The following is a 21916-nucleotide window of genomic DNA, read 5'->3' as shown; positions in this document are numbered from 1 at the left end:
TCAAAACTCCCCCGAATTTAACTGGTAAAAACCCCTCACCCCTCGACGGCAATCGCGATCGAGATGGCCTTGGCTTTTAGGTCGCCGTCATTTGGTGTCGCGCCGCCGAACGAGAAGGCGCCCGGCGGCGTGACGACGATCATCCGACCAGTGGCGGGCACGTACGACAAAGTATGCATCTTCGCCGCCCAAACCGCCTTGCCCTTCGGCATCGCGACATCTTCGGACGGGCCGGTCATGTCAGGCCGCGATTTCATGTCTGCGATCTGCGCGTCGACCGTCTGTCCGCCGGTTTTCTCTTGTCGCAACAAGACACCGAAGTTGGTTTTGCCGTCGGCACTCGAATAAGTGCAATTCGACACGAGCGTGTCGCTGCTGCCCGTCTGACCCGCTGTTTCTGCGTTCGCGATTGCAACCCCTGCGGCTTTGCCTGCCGCTTCCTTCGGGAACGTCTTGCAGGCATCGAGTGCCCAATCGCTTGCTTTTTGCGAGCCTCCCGTAATACCGCCGCCACTACAACCGGTCGCGCAGGCAGCGAAAAAGATAACGGCGGCGATGCGCATGTTCCCTCCTTCAACCTTTCCCGAGCTTTATCAGCGTCACGCGATGGTGCTTGGATGAAAACGTCGCGCTGAGAACTTTTAGATTGATGTTGATCAAAACGAAAACGGTCAATCAGGAGTGGACGTCACATTTCGCGGTATCGACGTGCGATCATCTGCGGATGGCAGCTTTCGGGTCGGCTCAACACCTCGTTGAGTGACTGGAATTGGGGCGCAATGCTGCCAGTGCTCAATCACTCAATCGACCAATATCACGCTGCACCCCGTCCGGCGTCCGTTGTCTGCCTTCGCGATCTCGCTGGATGAAGCGGTAGCGATTTCGCCGACCGCTCAGCAGGTCGTCGATAGTGTACCGATCGCGACTGTTCAGCTCGTCAAGCGTCGGAGCCGGCCGAATAGCGCGCAGTCGAAGAATAAGCTGATCGAGCACACCGGGTCGGGCCCGATCATCGACGGCACGCAAGGTCGCATTCAAGACCGGATCGGCGTGCCGCGGAGGGAGAATATTTCTCGGCGCCACCGATGCGAGGCGACACGCCACGTACCAGCTAGGATCCGCCCAATGGCGATCCGCGACCCGATGTTCAACGTCCGTCGCCCCCCTGACCTCGTCCCGGGCGACTGACTGATCACTTCCCGGAGCCAGCCGAGCCACGGCCTTGACCTCGCCGCGCCCGACGCGACGCAGAAGCGCCCGCTCTTCTTCGCGCTGGACGCGCCAGATCGCCTTCAACCGGCATTGGATCTGCAGGTCGAGCAAGCCGATATAGTTGTCGCCGCAATGCTCGATCATTTCACGATCGTGTATGCCAAACACGCCCTTGTGACGGGAGATGCGCGGCATTTGGTCACCCAGCCGATCAAGCGCCTGGCGCGCCAGGTCGGCGGGCGCGTGAAGCGAAGCGCCGACGATTGCTGGATTGTCGAACACAAGCTTGCCGTTGACGACGGTAACTCGGCCAAGCTTGTCGATCACCGGATGATCGCGCAGCGTTTCATCGATAAGGCGAAGCACTGCGGCATCACCATTGCGGACACTCTCTGCACGCTCGGCGAACACCGGGTTACGCAGGAGCAGCACGATCTCTTCGGCGTCGCGCTGATCAAGCGTGCGGCCAGTGATACCGATGTGGCGATCGACGCGGGTCGGGTCGAACCCGTCACGCAGCCGCGCCAAAAGGCGCGCGCCGTGCGGGGTCAGCGACCGCCCATCGCCGGCGCGCTTTTCGATCGCATGCTGGATGGCCGCGTCGATACGAGTTCTTTCGCGAGCCTGATCCTTCATCCGCTGACGCAGAACGCGACGCTCCTCTTCGGTGAATATCGAGCGGGGTTCGGCGGACCGTTGCTCGACAGGCTCTTTCTTTGCCGCTGCCGGTTGCGGCGGGGCGATGGGCTCCGGTGCGAACTCGATTGGAAGATTGGCCCGCTCTTCCCGGGTGAGATCGCCAAGCGTCCTCGGCGCACCGCGGACCGGATCGAACGGCAACCATTCGATATCGTCTTGCACCAACTGGGCATGGGGTCGTGCCATGCCGCGATCGGCGGCAACCATCTGTTTCAGAATGGCCGTGCTACGCCATCTTCGGGCGGCGGCCCGTAACCATTCGGTGCTGTCGTGCAGGGCGTCGTCGGTCAGGCTATCCAGCCCGTGCTTGCGAACCCGCGCGCGCAACTGGGTCAATTCGCGTTCCTGGCTAGCGCGAATACCTTCGAGCCGCTTGGCCTGCCCGCTCAGATCGACACCGCGCACCAAGCCGTCCGGGTCGTGTTCCGGCCGCACGCCCAACCCATCGCGCAGGCGGGAGAGATAGAGGCCGCGATCGGCGATGAGTGTGACCGCGCGAGCGGGATGAACAGCCGTCGAAGCCGGCCGAACGATAAGCTGCTCATCACGCTCGATTTGTTTGTATCTGCCATCGGCACGCGCCTGAAGACGCGTGGCCTCGGCTTCGCGGTCTTCGATTGCTCGTCGTTCAATCGCGAGGTCAGCGTCGAGCGTGGCGAGGTGGTCGAGCGCGGCCGCATCGCGGGCGCCCCAGATCTCGCTATCCCAAGTGTCACGGCCGTCACGGCGAGCCTTGTCGGCATAGCCCCGAGCAAATTTCACCGTCAGCTCAGGTCTGCTGCGCGCCATCGCGATGTGAATGCGGATCTCGGCAGCCTCCGCCTGGAGCGTCAGCGCGCGGAGGGCCTCGTCGTACGCGAGAGCTCGCTCCCGCTCCTGCTGCTCGCGCGCCGCTACGTCGCGCAATCGTGCGATCCGATCGCGGGCATCGGTATCACGCGTATCGAGCAAGCCGATCGCGGCGTCGTGCTCGGCCTGCGCCTTTGCGAATTCTCGCCGCCAGCCTTCGGCGACGTTGTCGATGCCCGGGCCGGTGGGTACGCCGGCGCGCTCCAGCACGGTTTGTTTGCCGTGCAACTTCACTTGCGTAGCCGCTTCGATCCCGAGCTCGGCGTAGGTTTTCGGGCTCAGGCGATAATCGGCGCCGAGGCGCTCGAGCTCCACGTTGATCAAGTGTGCAGCCGCCGTCCGCAACTTGTAGATCGCGCCGTTCGCCGTCAACTCGGGCACCTTATGCTCGTCGAAGATCAGCTCGCCACCCTCGCTGATCCTGAGCCCCCGCGTCGCGATCTGAAAATGAAGATGGGTATTGCGATCATCGTTGAGCTGACCCGGACGATGCTTCACCCCCAGGAACGGTATGACGACGGTGCGATCAGGATCTTCCGGGACAGGCGTCGGCAACAGGCCCTGAACATGTTCGTTGAAGCCATTGAGGACCGCCGAGCAGCCCTGTGCATCAAAACAGGACGGCAGTTCGAGTTCACCCGCGATCACCGTAACCACACCGCGTCCGGGCGATAGTTTGGCGCAAGGTGAACTTTTGTCGTTGATCTGCTGCCACGAGGGCAAATTCTTGAGCCAGTTCATCCCTCGCGGCGCATCGTCGCTGATCCATGGCACGCCGTTCTGGATCAGGCGGGCTGGAAGCTCCTCGCCTCGGGCGACGCGATCGCGCTCGGCGAGGATTACCGACCGCAGGCCGCTAGGACAGTCGGGCCGCCCTGCAGCATCGAGCAGCAGATGGGCATGACGCTCGTATCGGAGGTTGATACGCGGCGGGCCCGGCAGGACGTTGCGACGCAGGCTCCGCTCGAACTGCTCGATCTCGTCCCATTGACGCTGTCGCACGTCAGGATCGAGATCGAGCGTTGTCACCATGGATAGCGACGGTTCGAGCTGCTGGTCGGTGCCATGGCCGAGCGCATACACGTCGAACGACGCAGCAGGCCCAAGGTCGCCGAGTGATATCGCCTTGGCTTCTTCTTTGTCGGTGGAATATCGATCGAAGCCGCCGGCGCTGCGTTCGCGGGTTGGATTGATCGCGAAGTGCAAGGATTCGAGGCCGTCCGAAGAACGGAGCCGAGATGAGTGCGGCGACGCCGGGATCCCGAACCAAGGGCGCCGCGCCGCCGGCGGTTTGCCCTTCTCGCTCGCTTGCCACTTTTCCAACGGGATCTTCACCCTGCCCACCAACAGCGTCAGCGGATCGTCGAGCTCCATGTCCTGGAGATCGAGCGGCAGGTCCGCGATCATGCGTCGTGACGCGCGCCGCCGGATCATCCGCAATGTCGAGACGACGGCCATCTGACCAATCCCTTCCTACGCCGGGGCAGCGCCCCGTGCGGCAGCCCGCGGCAGGCGCCCGCCCCATCGGGGCGAAACTCTAGATCAGATAAGGCTATCAGCCCGCAGTTAGCGTCGGCAACGATGCTAACCTATTGCGCAAAACATGTAGGACGGATCGTACAATACCTCACACCATGTGAGGTGATTCGGCCTCCCCTTTTCCACGCCTGATTTAGCGTGAGCGGGTTTTACGATCGCCTCGCGATGTAGTAGAATACCAGGCGAGGCGATACGTGCTGTGGCTTACGCGCCACAGCGGTGAAATACTTCCGCTAACGCAAGTATCGATTATCGTACGCGGCTCAAACTTCCTCAAATAGATGAATGCCCGCCCGAGAGTGGCGGCGTCGATCCCCTCGCCTCCCGTCTCGGCACGGGAGACGACATGTGGACCATCTGGAAGAGCTGACCGGAGCATTGATCGACGCCGCGGTCGAGGCGGTCACCGCCGGGTTGGATGAAGCGGCCGCCGATCATCACGCCATGCGCGCCAAGGGTCAGGAGCTGCGCGACAACGCCGCGATGGTCGCCCTGCTCGGCCCCCGCCTCTACAAATTGGCGCGCACCATTCTGGGCGAGGTCGAGCGCCGCTCGGTACCGCGTTTTGCCGCAGCCTTCGCTCACGTCCGCTACTCCAAAGACCCGCCGGTCAACGAATTGGAGGACGCACGCCGCACACTCAATCGGGCGCTGCTGAAGACGCAGAGCTCGCCGGATGCCATGGCGATGTTCCTTCTCGCCGTCGCGACCGTCCGAGTTCGCGCCATAACGCTGGCGCTTGGTCCGCTGTGCGTGGCCGTGCCACCGCGCGCCGGTCGCAAGGAACTCCGCCGTCGCGAGATCGATGCCGCCGATGTCGATCCCGAGGTTGCCGACCTAATCATCGCGATGACCGACGGCGGTTGGGAGGCGGCGCTCGCGCAACTGCGCGCGCTCGAGACCGCGCCGACCAACCGGATCGGGATCGTTACCAGCCTGATCGCGCTGGCCGAAGACTCGGACGGTTATGCTCTTCTCAACAAGATCGCAGTCAGGCTCCGTCGCGCAGGGTTCAATCGAGCGGCGGCTGGTCGCCTGGAAGAGAACGCACCGCTTCCGCCGCGCACTCCCGATCCGATAGTCGATGAGCGAGTTCCGCACGCGGTGGACGTCCAGCCCGGTCGTGAGGCGCGCGACGAGACCCCAAGCGAACCGATTGTTGCCGCGTCCAGCGTCACCGCGCGGTTCCGCGCCAATCCGTCCGGAAAGCTAAGCCCCACCGAACGGCTGCGCAGGAGCCAGGAGGCGCACGCGCGAACTAGCCGATGACCAACGGTCAGATCCCGATCCGAGCACCGCCTGCTGGTCCATAGGCCACCACAATGACCCTCATTCACCAAGGAATAGATCAATGCTCAAGTTCAAATATCCCAAGCGCATGTATATGTTCGAAAAGGAAAAAGGTGGTGTCGGCTCCACCGGTTCGCTCGCGACCGCGGCGCATATCGCCGCGATGCGCGGCACGCCGGTCGAGTTCATCGAGGCCAGCATCAGTCAGCTGGACATCCTCAACGCCTATGGCGAACATTATCCGGTACATCAGGTAAACCTCGCAGCTGGCGACGCCAGCGACCGCATCATCGACATCGTCGATCAGGCTCCCGCAGACGCCGCCATCTTCGCCAATATCCCGGGCGGACGGTTCGAGGAAATCGACGAGATCCATCACATCATCCGGTTCGCGCTCGAGGAGGGCGCGCTCGAGGTTGATGTCAATATCGTTTGGACGATGGGGCGCGACAAGGCGTCACGCGTCACGCTCGATGCGATGCTCGACGGCGATCCGCCCGGGCGTGTTCTTTTGAACCTGCCCGCGTGGGCAGGAACGATCGAAGAGTTCAAGTATGTGGACGAAGCGTTGTTGACCCGCATCGAGGCCGGCGGTGGCGTGATGTATCAGACCCCTTCACTGCATGAACACCTCTACGATCTGTTTCGCGTCCGCGAGATCGCGCTCGACCGGATCGCCAAAGCACCGGGTGTTTCGATCGGTAACCGCATGGCGCTCGGCCTTTGGCAGAGCAATGCACAAGCCGCGCTCGAGGGGCTGTTTTGATGGCGCCGGCATCCTCTCTCGCCACGCTCTACACCGCTGTATACGGCAAGCCGCCGTCGTCTCATTCGACGGCGGCGCTGCTCGCCATGGAACAGATCCTCGGACTAACCGCCGAGGATCCGCTCTCGCGGATGATGATCGTGCTCATGCACACCTGTGACCGCGTGGAAGCAGTCGAAGATCGAGTGAAAGCCGCCTTGCTCCAACGGTCCCAGGACGAATCCCAAGCTGTCGAGAACACGACGCATTTGGTTCGGGAGATCAAACACCTAACGCCGCATTTGGGTGACCTGTCGTTCCTGCTCAACAAACACCGTCGGCATGCCGAACCGCCTGGTTGGTCGCCAGCAGTTGTGGTCGATGCTTACCGGAAAAGCTCTCCTTTGCTATCCTATCTCTGCAAGGCGTTTGACCGGCGAAATTCGGTCGATGACCACAATCACGCGGTGGGTGCGGCTCGATCAGACCTGTTTTTCGTCGCCGTGTTCGTTGCGATTGCTATATTGGTTGGCGTTAGCATAGGTTTGAGAATCTAGAGCGATCTTCGCATTTGGGAACGTGGACCGCATGGGCGTTCCCCGACAAGCAACTGGATTTTAAGCGCGCTGAAATCAGGCGTCAGCTTGGCCAGTGTTTCTAACTAGGCGACGATGCGGCAACGAGTTTTGGCGCGGTGGCGAGAACAGGACTCGCGTCTTCACGCGCGCAGCGACACGGCGCAGCGGAGACCGATGGGGACTTTAAGTGGCCATTGCGGCTTGCGATCGACTGAAACGTGATGCCCCCGACATCACATTCGGCGCAGCCGCAGCCGGGCGAAGAAAACGCCGAGGTTGTGAAACTCGCCGACTAGGTGCGGGTTGTGGAAATTCGAGAGCGTGACATCACGCTGGCCCTGGGAGACCATCATGAGTGAAGCAGCCAATACCGATACAACGGCCGCCGCAGCCGATACCTCAAACGGGAAGACTGGCCTCGCCGATGCCTTGCGCGAGCATTTTTCAGGCGATGCGCCGATTACCGAAAAGATTCAGAATTTTGCGAAGGCAAGGCCTTGGGCGAGTGGTATGCTCGTTGGTGTAGCCGGCTTGCTGTTAGCCGGCACATTGCGTGGCAAGCGCCGCTGATTCTGCCCTTCGCCGGCAAAGCCGCCCCGCACCCCGACCGCTGCCGGGACGCGCGGCGATGACGCTCGAAGATCGGTTACAGGGAGAGTGGCTGCTTTGCGTCGATGAGCAATGTCTCGAAGAAGCTTGGTTCATCGATATTCGAGGCCGGCAATGTAATTTCGAGGGTACCGTGGGAGCCTTGGCTATCACTGGGGATGAAGCGACACTCGATCTGCGGGATGACGACCGGCTGATCATCAATCGTCAGTGGCCGCTCCAACCCGTCATGCTCGATAGCGACATTCCGGCGGTCATCGAGAGCGAACGGGGTATTCTGCACTCGGGCTGGATGTTTCGCCCTATCGCGCGGCCAACATGACCGACAGCGCCCTGGAAAGCCTGCAACAGTCGTCCTGGCTGCTCGAATTGCCGGGCGATCTGGGAGAGAAAATCATCAGTTTCAAGCGAGGCGAGACCTTCTCGGCGGGCACCGCTATCGGCCGTTACGAGCATGTCGGCGATACGTTCATTGCGACGATCGGAACGGAGTTGCGGATCATCGTCGGTCTGAACTCTCCGTTCACAGATACATTCAGCGCGCGTGTGATAACGCGGGCCGACGGGAACTCCCTTGACGACGATGCGATGCTGTCGCGGATAGCGTGGAACTGAAAGGGTCGTCTCTGCTCTCGTGGCCCTTCCTCAGTCACCGGACGATTGCCGAGATCGACGACGACACCGCGCTGGCCGAGGAAACGATCGGACTAACGCCTCAATTGGTACCAACTGACGAACTGAGCCGCCGTGTACTGGCGCTTGCCCGCACCTACCCCGATTGGGGCGCGACGCGCATTGCCGAAGTGATCGGTCGTAACGACGCATATGTTCGAACGGTTGCCAGGCTCAATCGTCTATCGTTGCCGCGCTCGCCGTACGGCGCTCACCAGTCTGCGGGACGAGACTACATGCGCAAGAAGCGGCGCAAACGGCTCGACAGGGGTAACTAGTCCTCGGGCAGGAGCATGCTGTCCCAGATGTCGTGACACTGTAATGATGCGACTGCGATAGCGTAGACGCCTCACCCTTCAGGCAGATCCCCAGATTCGCGCCAGGTGTGACAACAGCCAATCGCGAAATCTCCAACGGCTGGCTCTCACTACCCGCGAGCCAGATCAGCCTGCACCGCGTTCAAGCGCCCGACGCCGTCTTACGTCCAACCAAACAATTGCGGCAGCGCGGCGACGATCTCAATGGACGACGTCGCACGCGGTCGACGGATAAACCCAGCTGCGCAGCCCACCTCGCTCGAACGGCTTCCAATCGTCGGCCGGTTGGGCGAGCCGGTCGGCCACCGCGTAGAGGACGGCCGGGTTGGCGCCCAGGCCGCAATGGCTGCCGCGGACTTCGATATTGTCCGTCGCTGCGCCGACCGGCTCTACACAATTCTGCCAGGCCACCACACCATCGTCGCGCGTGTAGATCGCTGTCGAGGGGACCGGCGGAGCAAGCCTGCTTTCGCGCAACTGCCGGGCCGTCGCCCGGTCGCTCAATCGCTGGCCGGATAGTGCCTGATACAGGCGCCAGACTGACGAAGCGCGGGGATTGCCGGTAAAGGGGGACCCGAGCGTGATGACCTGACGAACAATCTCGGGTGCCTGTCGTGCGAGTTGCCGCGCCATCACGCCGCCCAGGCTCCACCCGACCAGGCTGACCGGCCCCTTGGCTTCGGCGGCGATCGCCTTTAGTCGCGACAACAATTTCTCCCCCGCGCGTCCCGTTGCTCTCGGGCCCAGGTTTTGCCCGAGTTTCCAGCCGCGCGCATCGTACCCAAGCTGTCCCAGAAAGTGACGAAGCAGTGTCGTTGAGCCGTCCCCTGCCGTGAAGCCCGGTATGACCAATATGGCATGTCCATCACCGCGCGGCGAGGTCGCCAATATCGGCGCTGTCCAAGCGAGCGCGCTAAAATCGGCGAGCGCGCGCGGCAGTTCGGTAAGCGCGAGCAACGTTGAGGGCGCCTCGATTGACGAAGCAGAGGCGACGGTGGTCATCGTGAAGTCCTTTTCAGATCACGCCGTCGAACGTCGCGTGGCCGTCGAAGGTCCGGCGGTGCGAGGAATACTGATCTGAGTTGTCACGATTTTCGATAAACATCCGCCGAGAACAGACGGGCGTAGGATGGAATAAACCTTCCTGCGCGGTCCGGACAGCCGACGACCGCAACCTTCGTCGCCTAACATCCCATGCCGATTGGTCAGTTATCGCCCGGCGCGAGCTTCTTTCCATCATTGGTCCAGCGACCGTCCTCGGTCGTGGCAGCTCCGGTGACGTTGCGGGAATCGCGCGGTTCATATTCGCCGCTTCCTTGCCCCGTTTCCTCGTCGCCGCTCCAGCGACCGTCCGGCGTATCAGCCGTGCCGGTGACATTGCGAGAGTCATTCGGCTCATATTCATTGCTGGATGGCTGCGAGCCGGTCGCGCTCGACGCACCAGCAGGATTGGTCTGGGTCGTTCCCGGATAGTCGCGCTCGGATTGGCTCGGTCCTTCTGAATGATCGTTCACAGCATGTCTCCTCGTAGGTCACTAACGCCGTAAGCACAGAAATGGGGCCAGCCTATTCGCGCCGGGATGAAACGCCTGGACGAGATTCTCGACCATGCTCAGCGAGCCGCCGAGGACCATTCGGTTATTAGATAAGCCGCTTGCTGCGGCTTGAGCGACCGGTTCATCGACATTTTAACGATCGGGACAATGGCGATTGCGGCCGACCTACGTGATCGAATGTCGTCGCTAACGACTCGCAACAAGACGACGGGGGGAACGAACGCGGATCGATTCCCGTTGCAAAGCAAGCTGACCACAGGAGCAAATGATGGCCGAAACCACCAAGCAAGACGCGATCGCGCTTCTCAAGGCCGATCACCGCAGTGTCGAAGCACTATTCGAGAAATTCGAGGGCGCGAAAGGTAACGGTGCGAAGGAGAAAATCGCGCGCCAAATCTGCCTTGAATTGACCGTACACGCACAGATCGAAGAGGAAATCTTTTATCCCGCCTGCGAGGGCAGCGTCGAAGAGGACGATCTCAAGGAGGCGTATGTCGAGCACGACGGCGCCAAGGTTTTGATTGCCGAGATCGAGGCGGGCAATCCTGACGACGACTATTACGATGCCAAGGTCAAGGTGCTTTCCGAAGAGATCGAGCACCATGTCAAGGAGGAGGAAGCCCGGATGGAAGGCATCTTTGCTCAGGCGCGCAAGGCCGGCTTGGACATGGACGCGCTCGGCGAGCAGCTGGCGGCGCGCAAAGCCGAGCTAATGGCGGACTATAAGGCCAACGGTCTGCCGAAGCCGGCGCTCAAGACCTTCACGGACGCGACAGCCTAATATTCTTCAGACACGGCATGTCGTCTCTACATGTGCCGCCAACGCCGAGAACGTTGGCGGCACCTAGTCTGTCGGAATCCGGCTTGTCGCCGCTTTTCCAGACAGCCGACAGTTAGAGTTTCGCCAACAGCGAAAGTGCGTTGCTGAGTGCAGCCGACGAGGCGGTGTTGTCGAACATACACCATGTGTCGCTGCCTTGCTGCGTAACTGCACGAATATCGTTCGCATATTGCTCGAGGCGCTGATCGCTATAGCAGGATCGGTACGTCACCGGCGATCCGTGCAATCGCCAATAGGCTATTCCCGACCACCCCCCTGGAGCAGCTGCGCGGTTCGCCGAGCGCCGGATCCGCTGCCACGCGGCCTATTTTGCAGCGCGAGAGCAAATCGTCGGCTTCCCCGCCAAACCAGGACGTGTGGCGGGGTTCGCAGACGGGCTGCGCATCAATCGATTGCCTTACATTTTCGAAAAATTCGGCTGTGACGCGCGGCTCGAACACGAGCTTGGGTGGCAGCTGAACAAGAACGACCGACAGTTTGGAGCCGAGCGCCGCGACTTCGTCCGCAAACCGTTCGATCAACACATCAACATCGACCAGCTTGTTCTGATGCGTGATCGTTTTAGGCATCTTCACGGCGAAGCGAAACTCGGCCGGGACGCTAGATGCCCATCTGGCCCAGGTGGAGGGTCGGTGGGGCCGGTGAAATGAAGAATTCACCTCCACGCCGCGAAACACCTTCGCGTAGCGTTCGAGCGCCGTCCCCTCGTCAGGAAAGGCCGCAGCCTGCTCCCGTGTGATACTCCATCCTGCCGTACCGATCACTGGCTTCATATCTGCCAAACGCCATCGACGATCGTTCGGGTGCCGGAGGATGTCAACTTTGCACCGTTCAGCGGCCGTTTTGTTCGACTACGCCTTCGTAACGGATCGCACCGCGTTGCTCACGACAGGGCTTTTCGCGGCAAAAGCCCTCCAAAATTTTTTTCGAAATCCCCTCTTGAACCGCTTTGGGATCAAATTATTTAGCCGCCGCCGGACGCGAATTTCGGTCCGGTGACGACTTGAGGGCACCGGCTCTCTCCCGGTGCTCCTTGTGCTCAGATTGCTCAATGGAGGATTTGGATATGAGGACTAATTTCGACTTCACGCCGTACCGCCGTTCGACGGTGGGTTTCGATCGCCTGTTCGATCTGCTCGAAACGAGCGCGCGCGCCGACACCGAGACGTATCCGCCGTTCGATATCGAACAGCAGGGTGAGGATCAGTATCGCATCACGCTGGCAGTCGCCGGTTTCCGCCCCGATGAGATCGAAATCGTCGCGCAGAACAATCAGCTGACTGTCAAGGGAAGCCGCAGCGAGGACGCCGATGGCAGTCGTTTTCTCCATCGCGGCATCGCCACGCGGGCGTTCGAACGACGCTTCCAACTGGCAGACTTCGTGGTCGTGCAGGATGCGAGCTTCGATAGCGGACTCCTTCGCATCCAGTTGAAGCGGGAAATCCCTGAGGCGATGAAGCCTCGACGCATTGAGATCGCCGGTGCCCGCAGCGCGCCGGCGAATGACCGCCTCGAAGCCCCCGCCGACACGTCCACCGCCGCTGCCTAGGTTCAGCTCGCCTCGTCGGCAGATGGGGCGAGCACCCTTCCCGAGTAACCTCACGATCGACTCTTGAGAGGAGCCGATGTCGATCCACTATTTTCGATCGTTTCACGATCCCGAAGAACTCGTCAGCCATCCCCAGCTTGAACCGGAGGTCAAACGCGCGATCCTCGCCTCTTGGGCGTCCGATGCTTTTACGGTCCGGTCACAACCGACACTGCGGAAACCTCCAGAGCTGTCCCAACCAGTGCCGGTGCAGAATGTGCTCGACGCGCTCAAAAAACTTGACCCAATTTGTCGGCAATAAACCATGTCTAAGCAGCCGGAAATCATCCCCCGCGAGATCATCGACTGCATTGCGGACAACCGGGAGCCGAATCCGCAGGAGCTATGGCGTGTAGCCGGGCACATTTGGCGCGATGTTGCCGGTCGACGCCGCGAATTTGGCACCGAACGGCCTCACATTAACCTTCTGAGCATTCAAGCTGCGCGCGCGGCGCTCACGGGCGCCATCGATCGGCCACGATAGGCCCGTGGCATCTGGCCAATAGGATCGCAGTATCGCTGTTCGCTAGAGCATCTGTTCAGTCCAGTGCGGCTTCGCGTGCGGGCCGCGTGATAAGCCGAGCTGCACGCTGGTTGCGTGTGTAAATCCAGAGCCAATTAAGCACCACGCCCAGACGGGCGCGCACGCTCACGAGAAAATAGATGTGAGCAAGCCCCCAAAGCCACCACGCTGGCGCACCGCGCAATTTGATCCAGCCGAAATCGGCGATCGCCTTTCGCTTTCCGATCTGGGCGAGGCTACCTTGGTGGCGGTAGCGAAATGGCGTTTGACCGGCATAGCCCGCTAACCGCCGGCGGATTGCTTTTGCGACGTATGCGCCCTCCTGCTTTGCGGCCGGCGCAATCCCGGGCACCGCCGAGCCATCGGGCGCGCTGATCGCGACGGTATCGCCGAGCGCGAACACTGCTCTATGCCCCGGAACGCTGAGGTCTGGCTCGACGATCATCCGACCGTTACGGTCGGCCGCGACACCCAGCCATTCCGCCGCCGATGACGCACGTACACCCGCGGCCCAGATGATCGTCCTCGCTTCGACGCGGTGTTCGCCGAATGTGATGGCACCTTCCTCGATCTGCGTCACGGGCGCGCCCAAGCTGATTTCTACGCCCAGCTTACCCAGTGCGTGTTCAGCGTATGTCGACAGCTTAGCCGGATACCCGTTGAGAACCGTGGGACCCGCCTCTACCAAAAGAACTCTGGTCCGGCGGGTATCAATCGCGCGGAAATCGCACGGTAGCGTATCGTGAGCCAGATCGGCAATCGTCCCCGCGAGTTCGACCCCCGTGGGACCCGCCCCCACGATAGCGAAGGTGAGCAAAGCCTGCTGCCTCGCCGGATCCTGCTCACGTTCGGCTTCCTCGAACGCTGCGAGAATGTGGCCGCGGATGGCCGTCGCATCCTCAATCGTTTTGAGGCCGGGCGCGAACGCTTCCCACTCGTCATGGCCAAAATAGCCATGACGCGCTCCGGTCGCGAGTACCAATGTGTCGTAGGGCACCCGATCCCCGTCGGCCAGCAGTACGGCCTGCCCCGCCATGTCCACGCCGATCACCGTGGCGAGCACCGTTGTGATGTCGCGACGGTTGCGCAGCATCGATCGGATCGGCCAGGCTATTTCCGACGGCGCTAGCGACGCAGTTGCGACTTGATAGAGCAGTGGCTGGAAGAGGTGATGATTGCGCTGGTCGATGACGGTAACATCGACAAGGGCTCCCTTCAGTCCTTTGACCACCGAAAGACCGCCAAAACCCGCGCCGACGATCACGACGCGGTGTCGCTTCTTCATCTTTGCATCCATCGACTGATCCCGCCCCGTTGTGACGTCCGATCGCTGATGCAGCTTCTTATGCGCGTTCACCAGCGATTCCCATTGTCCACGCCGCGCTCCGAATGACGGCAGCCCAATCGACCGCGACGCCGATCATTCACAATTCGTTCTTGCCATCCTCGGGGCGGACGTCGTCGGCGCACATTCCCTTGCGCGCAGGATGAACAAAACAACGCCTAAGCGGTTGGCGAGGCGAAGGAGTTGTACAATGAGCGAAGCACTGCTGATCGACCCGCAGAACAAGTTCCATAACGACGGCTTTGCTGAGCAGCCCCAGGGATGGCCTGGTCTCCAGCGCAACATGGATCCTGTGCCCGACAGCGGCGAGGACAGCTATGTCGGCACCGGCCGGCTGACCGGTCGCAAGGCCTTGGTGACCGGCGGCGATTCAGGGATCGGGCGCGCCGCTGCAATCGCCTTTGCCCGCGAAGGGGCGCAAGTCGCGATCAACTATCACCCACGCGAACAGGCAGATGCCGACGATCTCAAGGCCGTGTTCGAAAAGGACGGCGCGACCCTGGTGCAGCTGCCGGGCGATTTGACCGACGAAGCGTTCACTCGCTCCTTGGTCCAGCGCGCAGTGGAAGAACTCGGCGGGCTCGACATCCTGGTCAACAATGCCGGCTATCAGCAGGCTCAGATGTCGATAGCCGACATCAGCGACGAGCAGTTCGACCGAACGATGAAGACCAACGTCTACGCAATGTTCTGGCTGTCGAAGGCCGCCGCAGCGGTGATGAAGCCGGGATCGACGATCATCAACACCGCCAGCGTCAACTCGTTCAACCCGGTCGAGGAATTGCTCGACTATGCGACGACCAAGGGCGCGATCGAGGTCTTCACCAAGGGGCTGGCCAAGCAACTCGCAAGCAAGGGCATCCGCGTCAACGCGGTCGCGCCGGGACCGGTATGGACGCCCCTGCAGATTTCCGGCGGCCAGCTGCCGGGGAAGGTCGCGAAGTTCGGCCAGGATACGCCGATTGGCCGCGCCGGTCAGCCGGTCGAACTGGGCGGGCTCTACGTGACGCTGGCGGAGGAAAAGAATAGCTTCACCACCGGCAGCGTCATCGGCGCGAACGGCGGGACCGGCGTGATCTAGCCGCTCGCGTGGGGCGCTCGCTCAAGGTCTTTTGCACGCCGATCGGCTTTCACGACGCCTATGTCGCGGCGCCGAGCCGGAAGGCAGCGCTAAAGGCCTGGGGGAGCAGCGCCAACCTCTTCGCGCACGGCATGGCCTCTGTCGTTACCGACCCCAAGCTGACGAAGGAGCCGTTGGCCAGCCCGGGGGTAGTAATTAAACGCGCGCGCGGTTCCACCGCGCAACACTTGGCCGCCCTGCCGCACAGGCCGAAATCTAAGGCCAGGCCGGAGCCACCCGGCGCGGCACCCGCCTCTAAGCCACCCAAGTTAGACCCGAAGCCGTCTCGGCGAAAGCTCGATGCTGCACAGCAATCCCTCGCACGCGCCGAGGGCGAATATGATAGGGCAAGCGAGGCGTTACGCGATCGCGAAGAAGCCTTACGGCGCGAGCGACATGAACTAGTGGCTAGGCGCGATAAAGAAATCGCGAGGCTGCAACGCGAGGTGGAAAAACGTCGCCAAGAGTATGACCGTGCCATGGACGAATGGCGCGGGTAAGCTCGTGAAATATACCCATCAAGCCCGTCGGTAGCAACGTGAGAGCAACTGAGATGCTGGATTTGAATAAGGCGACTGCCGAGCAGCTGGACAGCATAGATTTGCTCAAGGGACACGGCTTCGAGATCGTTCGCTATCGCGCGGAGCGCGGCAGGTTCGACGAAGTCCGGCAACTTGAGGAAGTCCCCGGCCTCGCCGGGAAATGGGAGGGCGCCGAAAGCAAAGTGACCGTCGATTAGGCCCTCCAAAGCGATCCTTGGCCGGCCTTTCTGCCTGCCCGGACTTAGCGCGCCACCATCGCAAACTGGCGGCAATGTTCGAGGTAGCCGCGCTCGTGGGCGGCCGCCAAGTCGACAATGCTCCGCCATAGCCAAGAAGGCGCGTCGAGATTTCTTTCCTTTCGCTGAGCGAGTTTCTTGCTCCACCCAAGCCGCTCATCGTCGGTCAACTGGCGGGCGTGAGCGACACCAACGACGAACGCCAGATAGCCGGCGGCAGCGACGGCCTCGCTGCGCGAAAATTGATCGACCTCGATTTTCAGGTCTTGCGGCGCGAGCTCGCGAAGCACGACAGGCTTGCCGAACAGACTCGCCGCGATCATGCGGTCGCCCAGATTGGGCGAAAGCGCCCTCGCGCCTGCTATGACGCGCTCGGCAGCGTCGCGCGGCATGTGGGCGGCCGGATCGGCTGGCGCCACCGAAGCAACCGCTTCCTTGATATCGACCAGGGCGAGATATTCTGGTGAAGACTTGTTTTTGGCGACGCCGAGCAGGACCGCGTAGCGCAATCGCCCCAACGAACTGCAACCCTTGCGCCAATAGGCTGCGTCAACCACGCGAAGACGCCCCTTAGCGCCAAGTCCCGCGAGCACCAGCGCTTGATCGCGTACCGTCGGTTCATCGAACAGTTGGTCGATGCAGCCGCGCTCCTTAGCGGTAAGCGCCCAGAAGCGCTTGCCGATTGGAATGCGGGGATCATTGTCGGTGCCGATCCGCTCGCGCGCGAGGTGCTTCCAGCGGCGGCCGACCGCCGTTCGACGAACGGATTTCACGACCTCGGGCTCGAGCGGGTCGTTGATCGTCTTCGGGGAGAGCGCGCGCTGATATCCGTCGATCATCGCCTCGACCATGCGAGCGGTTGTGACCCCTGGCAAATCTGAACTTCGGGCGGCGGTTTCCAGTGATAGCCCGAGGCGGATCAGATCCAACGCGGGATTGCCGATGACGGTCTGATCCAGGTCACGAATCTGCACGTCGACATGATGATCAGCGTCAGCCAGCGGGCCAAGATTGCCCAGATGGCAGTCTCCACAGATCCAGATCGACGGGCCGTCTGGAATGGCTTTCGCGATGATCGATTCGTCGAGCCACGCGTAGAATTGCTTAGTGTTGCCCCGCACATAGGCATGGACGGAGCGAGCCATCTTCAGGGCTCGGCGCCTGTCCAACAGCTCCCGTCGTTGCGCTCGATCGAATGCCATCAGAAAGGGCGTGGAGCGCGAAAGCGGTGAAAGATGATGCTTGGGTGGCTGGCGAACGTCATCAGCCGCACACAGCCACCCGTTACCTATTCGGCGTCCTTAGGGGTGCAAATCGCGAAGCCGTCCGCCGAGCGCACCGCCCACCGATCCGATGAACGCACCGACAACCAGTGAGATGCCAGTAAACGTGGCGAAAGCTGCGGCCGCCTTACGCGCCGCTTCAAGGTCGTCCGCAGTCACTTTAACGTCGGCCGGTGGCACGGGAGCGAGACTGGCCAGCGTCGAAGCGCCAACCGCCACCATCGCCACGAGGGCCGTTGCCAACGCCCACGTGACAAAGCCGTGTGCCGTGTCGCGGAAGAACACTTCGTCGGTGTGAAGGCCATGCCAACGCGTCCGAAGCCGTCCGGCGATATAGCCACCGACGGCCGCCGACAGCCACTGCGTAACGATCAGCCAAAGCCCGGCACCGATCGTAAACGACTTCGGACTGGCGCCCGCGCCCGGCCATATCGAGACTGAGGCCAGACCAAACCCCGTTCCGATAAGTCCGAGTGTGATCGTCAGCGCAATCGCGGCAACTGTGCCGGCGATGATTGATGATAACGACACCGCCGAAGGCGACGGTCCGTCGAGCGAGTGGCCCGGATACAAATTAGCATCGGGGCGGCTGTAGGGATCGAGCGCCACGGTCAGTGCCAAATCAGCGCTAGGAGGATGATCACGGGGATCGGAACCCCCAGCAGCCACAAGAGAATGCCTTTGCCCATGGCGTTTTTCCCTGTTGTTAACCGGGTCAGCAACGTTGCGCACCGATTGAAGTTCCGAGCGCGAGAGATGCCAGAAATCCAGCCTCAGCCATATAACTGGAGCAGATTGATCGCCAGCAATCTGAAAATTCTAAGCGGGAAGTTTTCATCCAAGCAGCGCTCCGTAATCCTGATAAAGCTCGCACCTTTCATGGGCGGTACGCCTGCTGCATCGCCACAGCGCTTGGACGCGAAACCGTCGAACTAATGGCAGGAGCTATCTGCTGTCGCGCACATTGACTCCAAATATTTTTCTGCCCGCCCCTTTTCCGGAGAACCTGAAAAAGCATTCGGAGCGTTTAGAACCCAAGTTCTTGGGAGAATAAGCTTGGCCCGTCCACGTCCTTTGGCAGCAACTATCTTTGTGCCACTCCACGGCATTCTGGCAGCGTTCCCGCTCGCTTTTTTCGTCGCCGCCTTTTTCAGCGACTGGGCCTACGCCGACAGCGCAAACATGCAGTGGGCCAACTTTTCGGTGTGGCTAATCGCCGGCGGCGTCTTCATGGCGATCGTCGCGGCCATCGCCGGCATCGTCGATACTATGCTGGTCGGCGATACCGCGCGTCGTCGTTCCTCGCTTCACTCCATCCTGACCATCTTGGTGCTGATCGTCGCGATGATTAACGGCTTCATTCACAGCCGCGATGCGTGGACATCGGTGGTTCCGACCGGGATCATTCTTTCGGCAATTACGGCGGTGCTGGTGCTGGTCACGGGATGGCTCGGCTATTCCGCGCGCCGGGAAGTGGCGGCATGAAGACGCGAGCATTCACCGTATCGTCGGCGATGTTGCTGCTCGCCGCCTGCAGCAGCGGGGGTGGTAACACCGACGACCAGGTCGGTCCCAACCCCAAATTGCCCGCCATCAACCAATATCTCGTTCCGCCGATGCACGTGGCGAGCGTAGAGCCCTGGGCAAACGGCGCGACACCGACCGTGGCGGCCGGATTGCAGATATCGGCCTTCGCGACCGGGTTCCACAATGTCCGATCGGTCTATACGCTGCCCAATGGAGACGTCCTCGCCGTCGAAGCCAAGGCGCCCGAGGAACCCGTCACCCGGCCGAAGGATATCGTCGTCGGGTTCATACAGGGGTTCGGTCATTCCAAGGTGAAGGGCGAAAGCCGCATCACGCTGCTGCGCGACGCGGACGGCGACGGCAAACCGGAGGTGCGCACTGTCCTGATCAATCATCTCAACGCGCCGTTCGGCGTCGCGCTGGTCGGCGGCGATCTCTACGTCGCGGACACCGACGCGATCTTGCGCTTCCCGTATCAGCCCGGCGAGACCCGGATTACCGCCAAACCGACCGTCCTGACGGAGTTGCCCGGTGGCCCGATCGACCATCACTGGACCAAGAGCCTGGTCGCCAGCCCCGACGGTACCAAGCTTTATGTCGGCATCGGATCGAACAGCAACATCACCGAAAACGGCATGGAGGCCGAAAAGGATCGCGCGCGCATCTGGGAGGTGGATCGTGTGACCGGCGCGCATCGCGCCTTCGCGACCGGGCTGCGCAACCCGAACGGGCTGTCGTTCGAACCGACGAGCAATCAATTATGGGCGGTCGTCAACGAACGCGATGAACTCGGGCCGAATCTCGTTCCGGACTATATGACATCGGTGCGGGACGGCGCGTTCTACGGTTGGCCGTACAGCTATTTTGGTCAGAACATAGATCCTCGTGTCGAACCACAGCGGCCCGATCTTGTCGCGCGTGCGATCCCACCCGATTACGCGCTGAGTTCGCACGTCGCCCCGCTTGGTATGACGTTCAGCGCGAACGCCGCTGCGTTGCCGCCGCAATATCGCAGTGGTGCGTTCGTCGGCGAACATGGCAGCTGGAACCGCGGTCAGCTCAATGGCTACAAGGTCGTCTACATAGCGTTTGCAAATGGTCGTCCGGCCGGCAAGCCGATCGATGTCGTCACCGGCTTCGTCAAGGACGGTAAGGCGCAGGGCCGGCCGGTCGGCGTCGCGATAGACGGTCGCGGCGCGCTGCTGATTGCGGACGATGCCGGTAATGTCGTCTGGCGCGTAAGCGGCCGGTAGCTCGCGTATTCGATCGTGATCGACCGCTATCATCAATATGTTCTCGGCGCGGGCACGACGAGGCTGCTAACGACCGCCATCGTCTCGGCTTCGCTCACTGCCTGCCATGGCGAGCCCCGAACCGCGACGCGGGATGCCGCTGCGCGGGGGGCCGTCCTGATCACGCAACAGGCGTGCGGTTCCTGTCATGTCATTCCTGGTATCGAAGAAGCCGACGGCAAGGTCGGGCCGCCGCTCAGCGGATTTGCGCGTCAGCGAATGATCGCGGGCGCGATCCCCAACACTCCCGCCAACCTCATCCTTTTCCTCCGCTCGCCCGATGCCGTGGTGAAGGGAAGCGTGATGCCCGGCCAGCATCTGAGCGACGCGCAACTTCGCGATGTCGCCGCCTATCTCGGCACGTTGCAATGATAAGGGCGACGCTGAAGCAGCTGGGACCAGGATGGCTACTCGGCGTTGCCACAGTCGCGGTGGCGGGCGCGATCTATTTCCTTCTCGTCATCACCGGCATCACGTTTAACACCAGCGCCACGCAGCCGCATTCGAAGTTGTTCGCTTGGGGTGTGCACGTCACGATGACCAATTCGGTGCGTCGCCGGTCAACCGGCCCGGTGCCGCGGCTGGCACGCGACGACGCGACGTTGCTCTCGGGCGCGCGGCTGTACGAGACCAGGTGCCTGTCGTGCCACGGCGGTCCGGGTACGCCCCGCGCGGATTGGGCACGCGCGATGCTGCCGACGCCGCCCTATCTGCTCGACGCGCCGAAGCGGTGGACGCATGCGGAGCTCTACACCTTGGTGCATGACGGCGTGAAGATGACGGGCATGCCGGCTTGGGGCGAAGTTCAGTCGGATGAGCAAGTCGCCCAGGTCGTCGCGTTCGTCGAGGCGATGGGCGTCATGACGCCCGATCAGTTCACTCGGTGGCGGCAACGCGCGCGGTCGCCTCAGGAACCTCCGGCGGTCTCCAAATAAGCCGCGATCGCGTTCGCCTGTTGCGGCGTCAGGCCAAGCTCCGGCATCGCGCCGCGCGGCTGGACCGACTGGGGATGTTCGAGAAACCGGCGCAGATTGGCAGGGGTGTTCGGCAGAGTCCCGGCGATGTACCGGCGTCGCCCGATGCCGACGAGCGAAGGGCCGACCCGGCCGCGCGCCGTGGGGACGCCGGTGACGATGTGACAGGCTGCGCATTGCGATGCGATCAAAACGCGGGTGTCGTCGCGCCCCGCCGGCGCGCATGCCGTCAGCATCAGCATCGGCACCAGGATCAGCCGAGACATTGCGGCACCAGCAGGAAACCCGCCAAGGTAACCAGCGTCGCCAATGCGAACCCCGCCCCGAGATACGCGCCCCACAACGCGACGAAGCGCGTGCGGCCATGCCCGATCTCGGCCAATGCGTCGTGCCCACCCGACGCCTCATCGCGCACGCGCCGAAAGTGGCGCCAGGCCGTTGCTCCCGCGATGGCCGCCAGCACAGCGCATACCGCGAGCAAGATCACTGCACCAGTCCGCGCCCAGTCGTATCCCGCGAGCGGTGCCGTCCGGCGGATCGCGCTGGGAAAGCACGGCCAACTCGTCATTGCCGTACCAA

28 protein-coding genes are annotated in these 21916 nt (G+C 62.0%); 17 read left to right on the top strand and 11 right to left on the bottom strand.

The features are described 5' to 3' along the window. Nucleotides 1–35 precede the first annotated feature (35 nt). Both FPZ24_RS04895 and FPZ24_RS04890 read right to left on the bottom strand, forming a co-directional pair. Nucleotides 36–563 (bottom strand): hypothetical protein, encoded by a 528-nt coding sequence (locus FPZ24_RS04895; protein ID WP_146569981.1) that lies wholly within the window; start codon nucleotides 561–563, stop codon nucleotides 36–38. 229 nt (nucleotides 564–792) lie between these two features. After that, a complete protein-coding gene (locus FPZ24_RS04890; RefSeq protein WP_146569980.1) occupies nucleotides 793–4218 on the bottom strand; it encodes a coiled-coil domain-containing protein in 3426 nt (1141 codons plus the stop codon). Nucleotides 4219–4647: 429 nt separating this feature from the next. Between FPZ24_RS04890 and FPZ24_RS04885 the strand changes: the two genes are divergently transcribed. The 7 genes from FPZ24_RS04885 (at nucleotide 4648) to FPZ24_RS04855 (ending at nucleotide 8471) form a co-directional block, all read left to right on the top strand. Continuing rightward, nucleotides 4648–5568 (top strand): hypothetical protein, encoded by a 921-nt coding sequence (locus FPZ24_RS04885; protein ID WP_146569979.1) that lies wholly within the window; start codon nucleotides 4648–4650, stop codon nucleotides 5566–5568. An 82-nt stretch (nucleotides 5569–5650) separates the two neighbouring features. Then, nucleotides 5651–6355, top strand: coding sequence for a hypothetical protein (locus FPZ24_RS04880; RefSeq protein ID WP_146569978.1), 705 nt, complete (start codon nucleotides 5651–5653; stop codon nucleotides 6353–6355). Further along, nucleotides 6355–6891 carry a PAS domain-containing protein gene (locus FPZ24_RS04875; RefSeq protein WP_146569977.1) on the top strand — a complete coding sequence of 179 codons (537 nt, stop codon included), beginning with the start codon at nucleotides 6355–6357 and terminating at the stop codon, nucleotides 6889–6891. The genes FPZ24_RS04880 and FPZ24_RS04875 overlap by 1 nt, the downstream gene beginning before the upstream one ends. 372 nt (nucleotides 6892–7263) lie before the next feature. Then, nucleotides 7264–7482, top strand: a complete 219-nt coding sequence (locus tag FPZ24_RS04870; protein ID WP_146569976.1) for a hypothetical protein — start codon at nucleotides 7264–7266, stop codon at nucleotides 7480–7482. A 58-nt stretch (nucleotides 7483–7540) separates the two neighbouring features. After that, nucleotides 7541–7843, top strand: coding sequence for a hypothetical protein (locus FPZ24_RS04865; RefSeq protein WP_146569975.1), 303 nt, complete (start codon nucleotides 7541–7543; stop codon nucleotides 7841–7843). Continuing rightward, complete coding sequence (locus FPZ24_RS04860) at nucleotides 7840–8136, top strand: hypothetical protein (RefSeq protein ID WP_146569974.1); 297 nt, start codon at nucleotides 7840–7842, stop codon at nucleotides 8134–8136. The genes FPZ24_RS04865 and FPZ24_RS04860 overlap by 4 nt, the downstream gene beginning before the upstream one ends. After that, on the top strand, nucleotides 8127–8471 hold the full coding sequence (locus FPZ24_RS04855; protein WP_146569973.1) for a hypothetical protein: 345 nt from the start codon (nucleotides 8127–8129) through the stop codon (nucleotides 8469–8471). Before FPZ24_RS04860 ends, FPZ24_RS04855 begins: the two co-directional genes overlap by 10 nt. Nucleotides 8472–8711: 240 nt before the next feature. On the opposite strand, the gene FPZ24_RS04850 is transcribed toward FPZ24_RS04855, so the two are convergent. Then, nucleotides 8712–9218: an alpha/beta fold hydrolase gene (locus FPZ24_RS04850; RefSeq protein ID WP_338061671.1), complete on the bottom strand. Its 507-nt coding sequence runs from the start codon at nucleotides 9216–9218 to the stop codon at nucleotides 8712–8714. 136 nt (nucleotides 9219–9354) lie between these two features. Here FPZ24_RS04850 and FPZ24_RS17530 point away from each other — a divergent pair, with 136 nt between their 5' ends. Next, a complete protein-coding gene (locus tag FPZ24_RS17530) occupies nucleotides 9355–9591 on the top strand; it encodes a hypothetical protein (protein ID WP_240047726.1) in 237 nt (78 codons plus the stop codon). Between the two features lie 124 nt (nucleotides 9592–9715). Here the strand turns inward: FPZ24_RS17530 and FPZ24_RS04845 are convergent, their stop codons facing one another. Then, on the bottom strand, nucleotides 9716–10024 hold the full coding sequence (locus FPZ24_RS04845) for a hypothetical protein (protein WP_146569971.1): 309 nt from the start codon (nucleotides 10022–10024) through the stop codon (nucleotides 9716–9718). A gap of 310 nt (nucleotides 10025–10334) precedes the next feature. Between FPZ24_RS04845 and FPZ24_RS04840 the strand changes: the two genes are divergently transcribed. After that, nucleotides 10335–10847: a hemerythrin domain-containing protein gene (locus tag FPZ24_RS04840; protein WP_146569970.1), complete on the top strand. Its 513-nt coding sequence runs from the start codon at nucleotides 10335–10337 to the stop codon at nucleotides 10845–10847. A gap of 112 nt (nucleotides 10848–10959) precedes the next feature. On the opposite strand, the gene FPZ24_RS17930 is transcribed toward FPZ24_RS04840, so the two are convergent. Continuing rightward, complete coding sequence (locus tag FPZ24_RS17930; protein ID WP_205012866.1) at nucleotides 10960–11118, bottom strand: DUF72 domain-containing protein; 159 nt, start codon at nucleotides 11116–11118, stop codon at nucleotides 10960–10962. Then, nucleotides 11096–11680 (bottom strand): DUF72 domain-containing protein, encoded by a 585-nt coding sequence (locus tag FPZ24_RS04835; RefSeq protein ID WP_205012865.1) that lies wholly within the window; start codon nucleotides 11678–11680, stop codon nucleotides 11096–11098. The genes FPZ24_RS17930 and FPZ24_RS04835 overlap by 23 nt, the downstream gene beginning before the upstream one ends. Nucleotides 11681–11973: 293 nt before the next feature. On the opposite strand from FPZ24_RS04835, the gene FPZ24_RS04830 reads away from it, so the two are divergent. Both FPZ24_RS04830 and FPZ24_RS04825 read left to right on the top strand, forming a co-directional pair. Further along, entirely contained in the window at nucleotides 11974–12456 is a 483-nt protein-coding gene (locus tag FPZ24_RS04830) for an Hsp20 family protein (RefSeq protein ID WP_146569969.1), read from the top strand. A 76-nt stretch (nucleotides 12457–12532) separates the two neighbouring features. Then, on the top strand, nucleotides 12533–12757 hold the full coding sequence (locus tag FPZ24_RS04825; RefSeq protein ID WP_146569968.1) for a hypothetical protein: 225 nt from the start codon (nucleotides 12533–12535) through the stop codon (nucleotides 12755–12757). Nucleotides 12758–13034: 277 nt separating this feature from the next. Here the strand turns inward: FPZ24_RS04825 and FPZ24_RS04820 are convergent, their stop codons facing one another. After that, nucleotides 13035–14375 (bottom strand): NAD(P)/FAD-dependent oxidoreductase, encoded by a 1341-nt coding sequence (locus FPZ24_RS04820; protein WP_240047622.1) that lies wholly within the window; start codon nucleotides 14373–14375, stop codon nucleotides 13035–13037. Between the two features lie 178 nt (nucleotides 14376–14553). Between FPZ24_RS04820 and FPZ24_RS04815 the strand changes: the two genes are divergently transcribed. Beyond that, on the top strand, nucleotides 14554–15444 hold the full coding sequence (locus FPZ24_RS04815) for an SDR family oxidoreductase (protein ID WP_146569967.1): 891 nt from the start codon (nucleotides 14554–14556) through the stop codon (nucleotides 15442–15444). Nucleotides 15445–16036: 592 nt separating this feature from the next. Further along, complete coding sequence (locus FPZ24_RS04805; RefSeq protein WP_146569965.1) at nucleotides 16037–16222, top strand: helix-hairpin-helix domain-containing protein; 186 nt, start codon at nucleotides 16037–16039, stop codon at nucleotides 16220–16222. 44 nt (nucleotides 16223–16266) lie between these two features. Here FPZ24_RS04805 and FPZ24_RS04800 read toward each other — a convergent pair whose 3' ends face one another. Together FPZ24_RS04800 and FPZ24_RS04795 are read right to left on the bottom strand one after the other, a co-directional pair. Next, on the bottom strand, nucleotides 16267–17406 hold the full coding sequence (locus tag FPZ24_RS04800) for a DUF2252 family protein (RefSeq protein ID WP_240047621.1): 1140 nt from the start codon (nucleotides 17404–17406) through the stop codon (nucleotides 16267–16269). 156 nt (nucleotides 17407–17562) lie between these two features. Beyond that, on the bottom strand, nucleotides 17563–18165 hold the full coding sequence (locus FPZ24_RS04795) for a hypothetical protein (protein WP_205012864.1): 603 nt from the start codon (nucleotides 18163–18165) through the stop codon (nucleotides 17563–17565). A 435-nt stretch (nucleotides 18166–18600) separates the two neighbouring features. Between FPZ24_RS04795 and FPZ24_RS04790 the strand changes: the two genes are divergently transcribed. From FPZ24_RS04790 to FPZ24_RS04775, 4 genes are read left to right on the top strand one after another with little or no spacing between them, the layout of a single operon-like run. Further along, nucleotides 18601–19029: a DUF2231 domain-containing protein gene (locus tag FPZ24_RS04790; protein ID WP_240047620.1), complete on the top strand. Its 429-nt coding sequence runs from the start codon at nucleotides 18601–18603 to the stop codon at nucleotides 19027–19029. Continuing rightward, nucleotides 19026–20324, top strand: coding sequence for a PQQ-dependent sugar dehydrogenase (locus FPZ24_RS04785; protein ID WP_146569963.1), 1299 nt, complete (start codon nucleotides 19026–19028; stop codon nucleotides 20322–20324). Before FPZ24_RS04790 ends, FPZ24_RS04785 begins: the two co-directional genes overlap by 4 nt. 15 nt (nucleotides 20325–20339) lie before the next feature. Beyond that, nucleotides 20340–20735, top strand: coding sequence for a c-type cytochrome (locus FPZ24_RS04780; RefSeq protein ID WP_186729060.1), 396 nt, complete (start codon nucleotides 20340–20342; stop codon nucleotides 20733–20735). Then, on the top strand, nucleotides 20732–21298 hold the full coding sequence (locus FPZ24_RS04775; protein ID WP_146569961.1) for a c-type cytochrome: 567 nt from the start codon (nucleotides 20732–20734) through the stop codon (nucleotides 21296–21298). Before FPZ24_RS04780 ends, FPZ24_RS04775 begins: the two co-directional genes overlap by 4 nt. On the opposite strand, the gene FPZ24_RS04770 is transcribed toward FPZ24_RS04775, so the two are convergent. Further along, entirely contained in the window at nucleotides 21271–21579 is a 309-nt protein-coding gene (locus FPZ24_RS04770) for a c-type cytochrome (protein ID WP_240047682.1), read from the bottom strand. The two genes, FPZ24_RS04775 and FPZ24_RS04770, sit on opposite strands and share 28 nt — an antisense overlap. An 11-nt stretch (nucleotides 21580–21590) precedes the next feature. After that, the gene (locus FPZ24_RS04765) at nucleotides 21591–21905 is read right to left on the bottom strand and encodes a hypothetical protein (protein WP_146569959.1); all 315 of its coding nucleotides are present in this window, start codon (nucleotides 21903–21905) and stop codon (nucleotides 21591–21593) included. Between the last annotated feature and the right edge of the window lie 11 nt (nucleotides 21906–21916).

It is taken from the genome of Sphingomonas panacisoli, from assembly GCF_007859635.1.
Taxonomy (GTDB): Bacteria; Pseudomonadota; Alphaproteobacteria; order Sphingomonadales; family Sphingomonadaceae; genus Sphingomonas; species Sphingomonas panacisoli.
The sequence above is the reverse complement of the archived record's forward strand: the minus strand, read 5'-3'. Positions and strand labels throughout refer to the sequence as shown.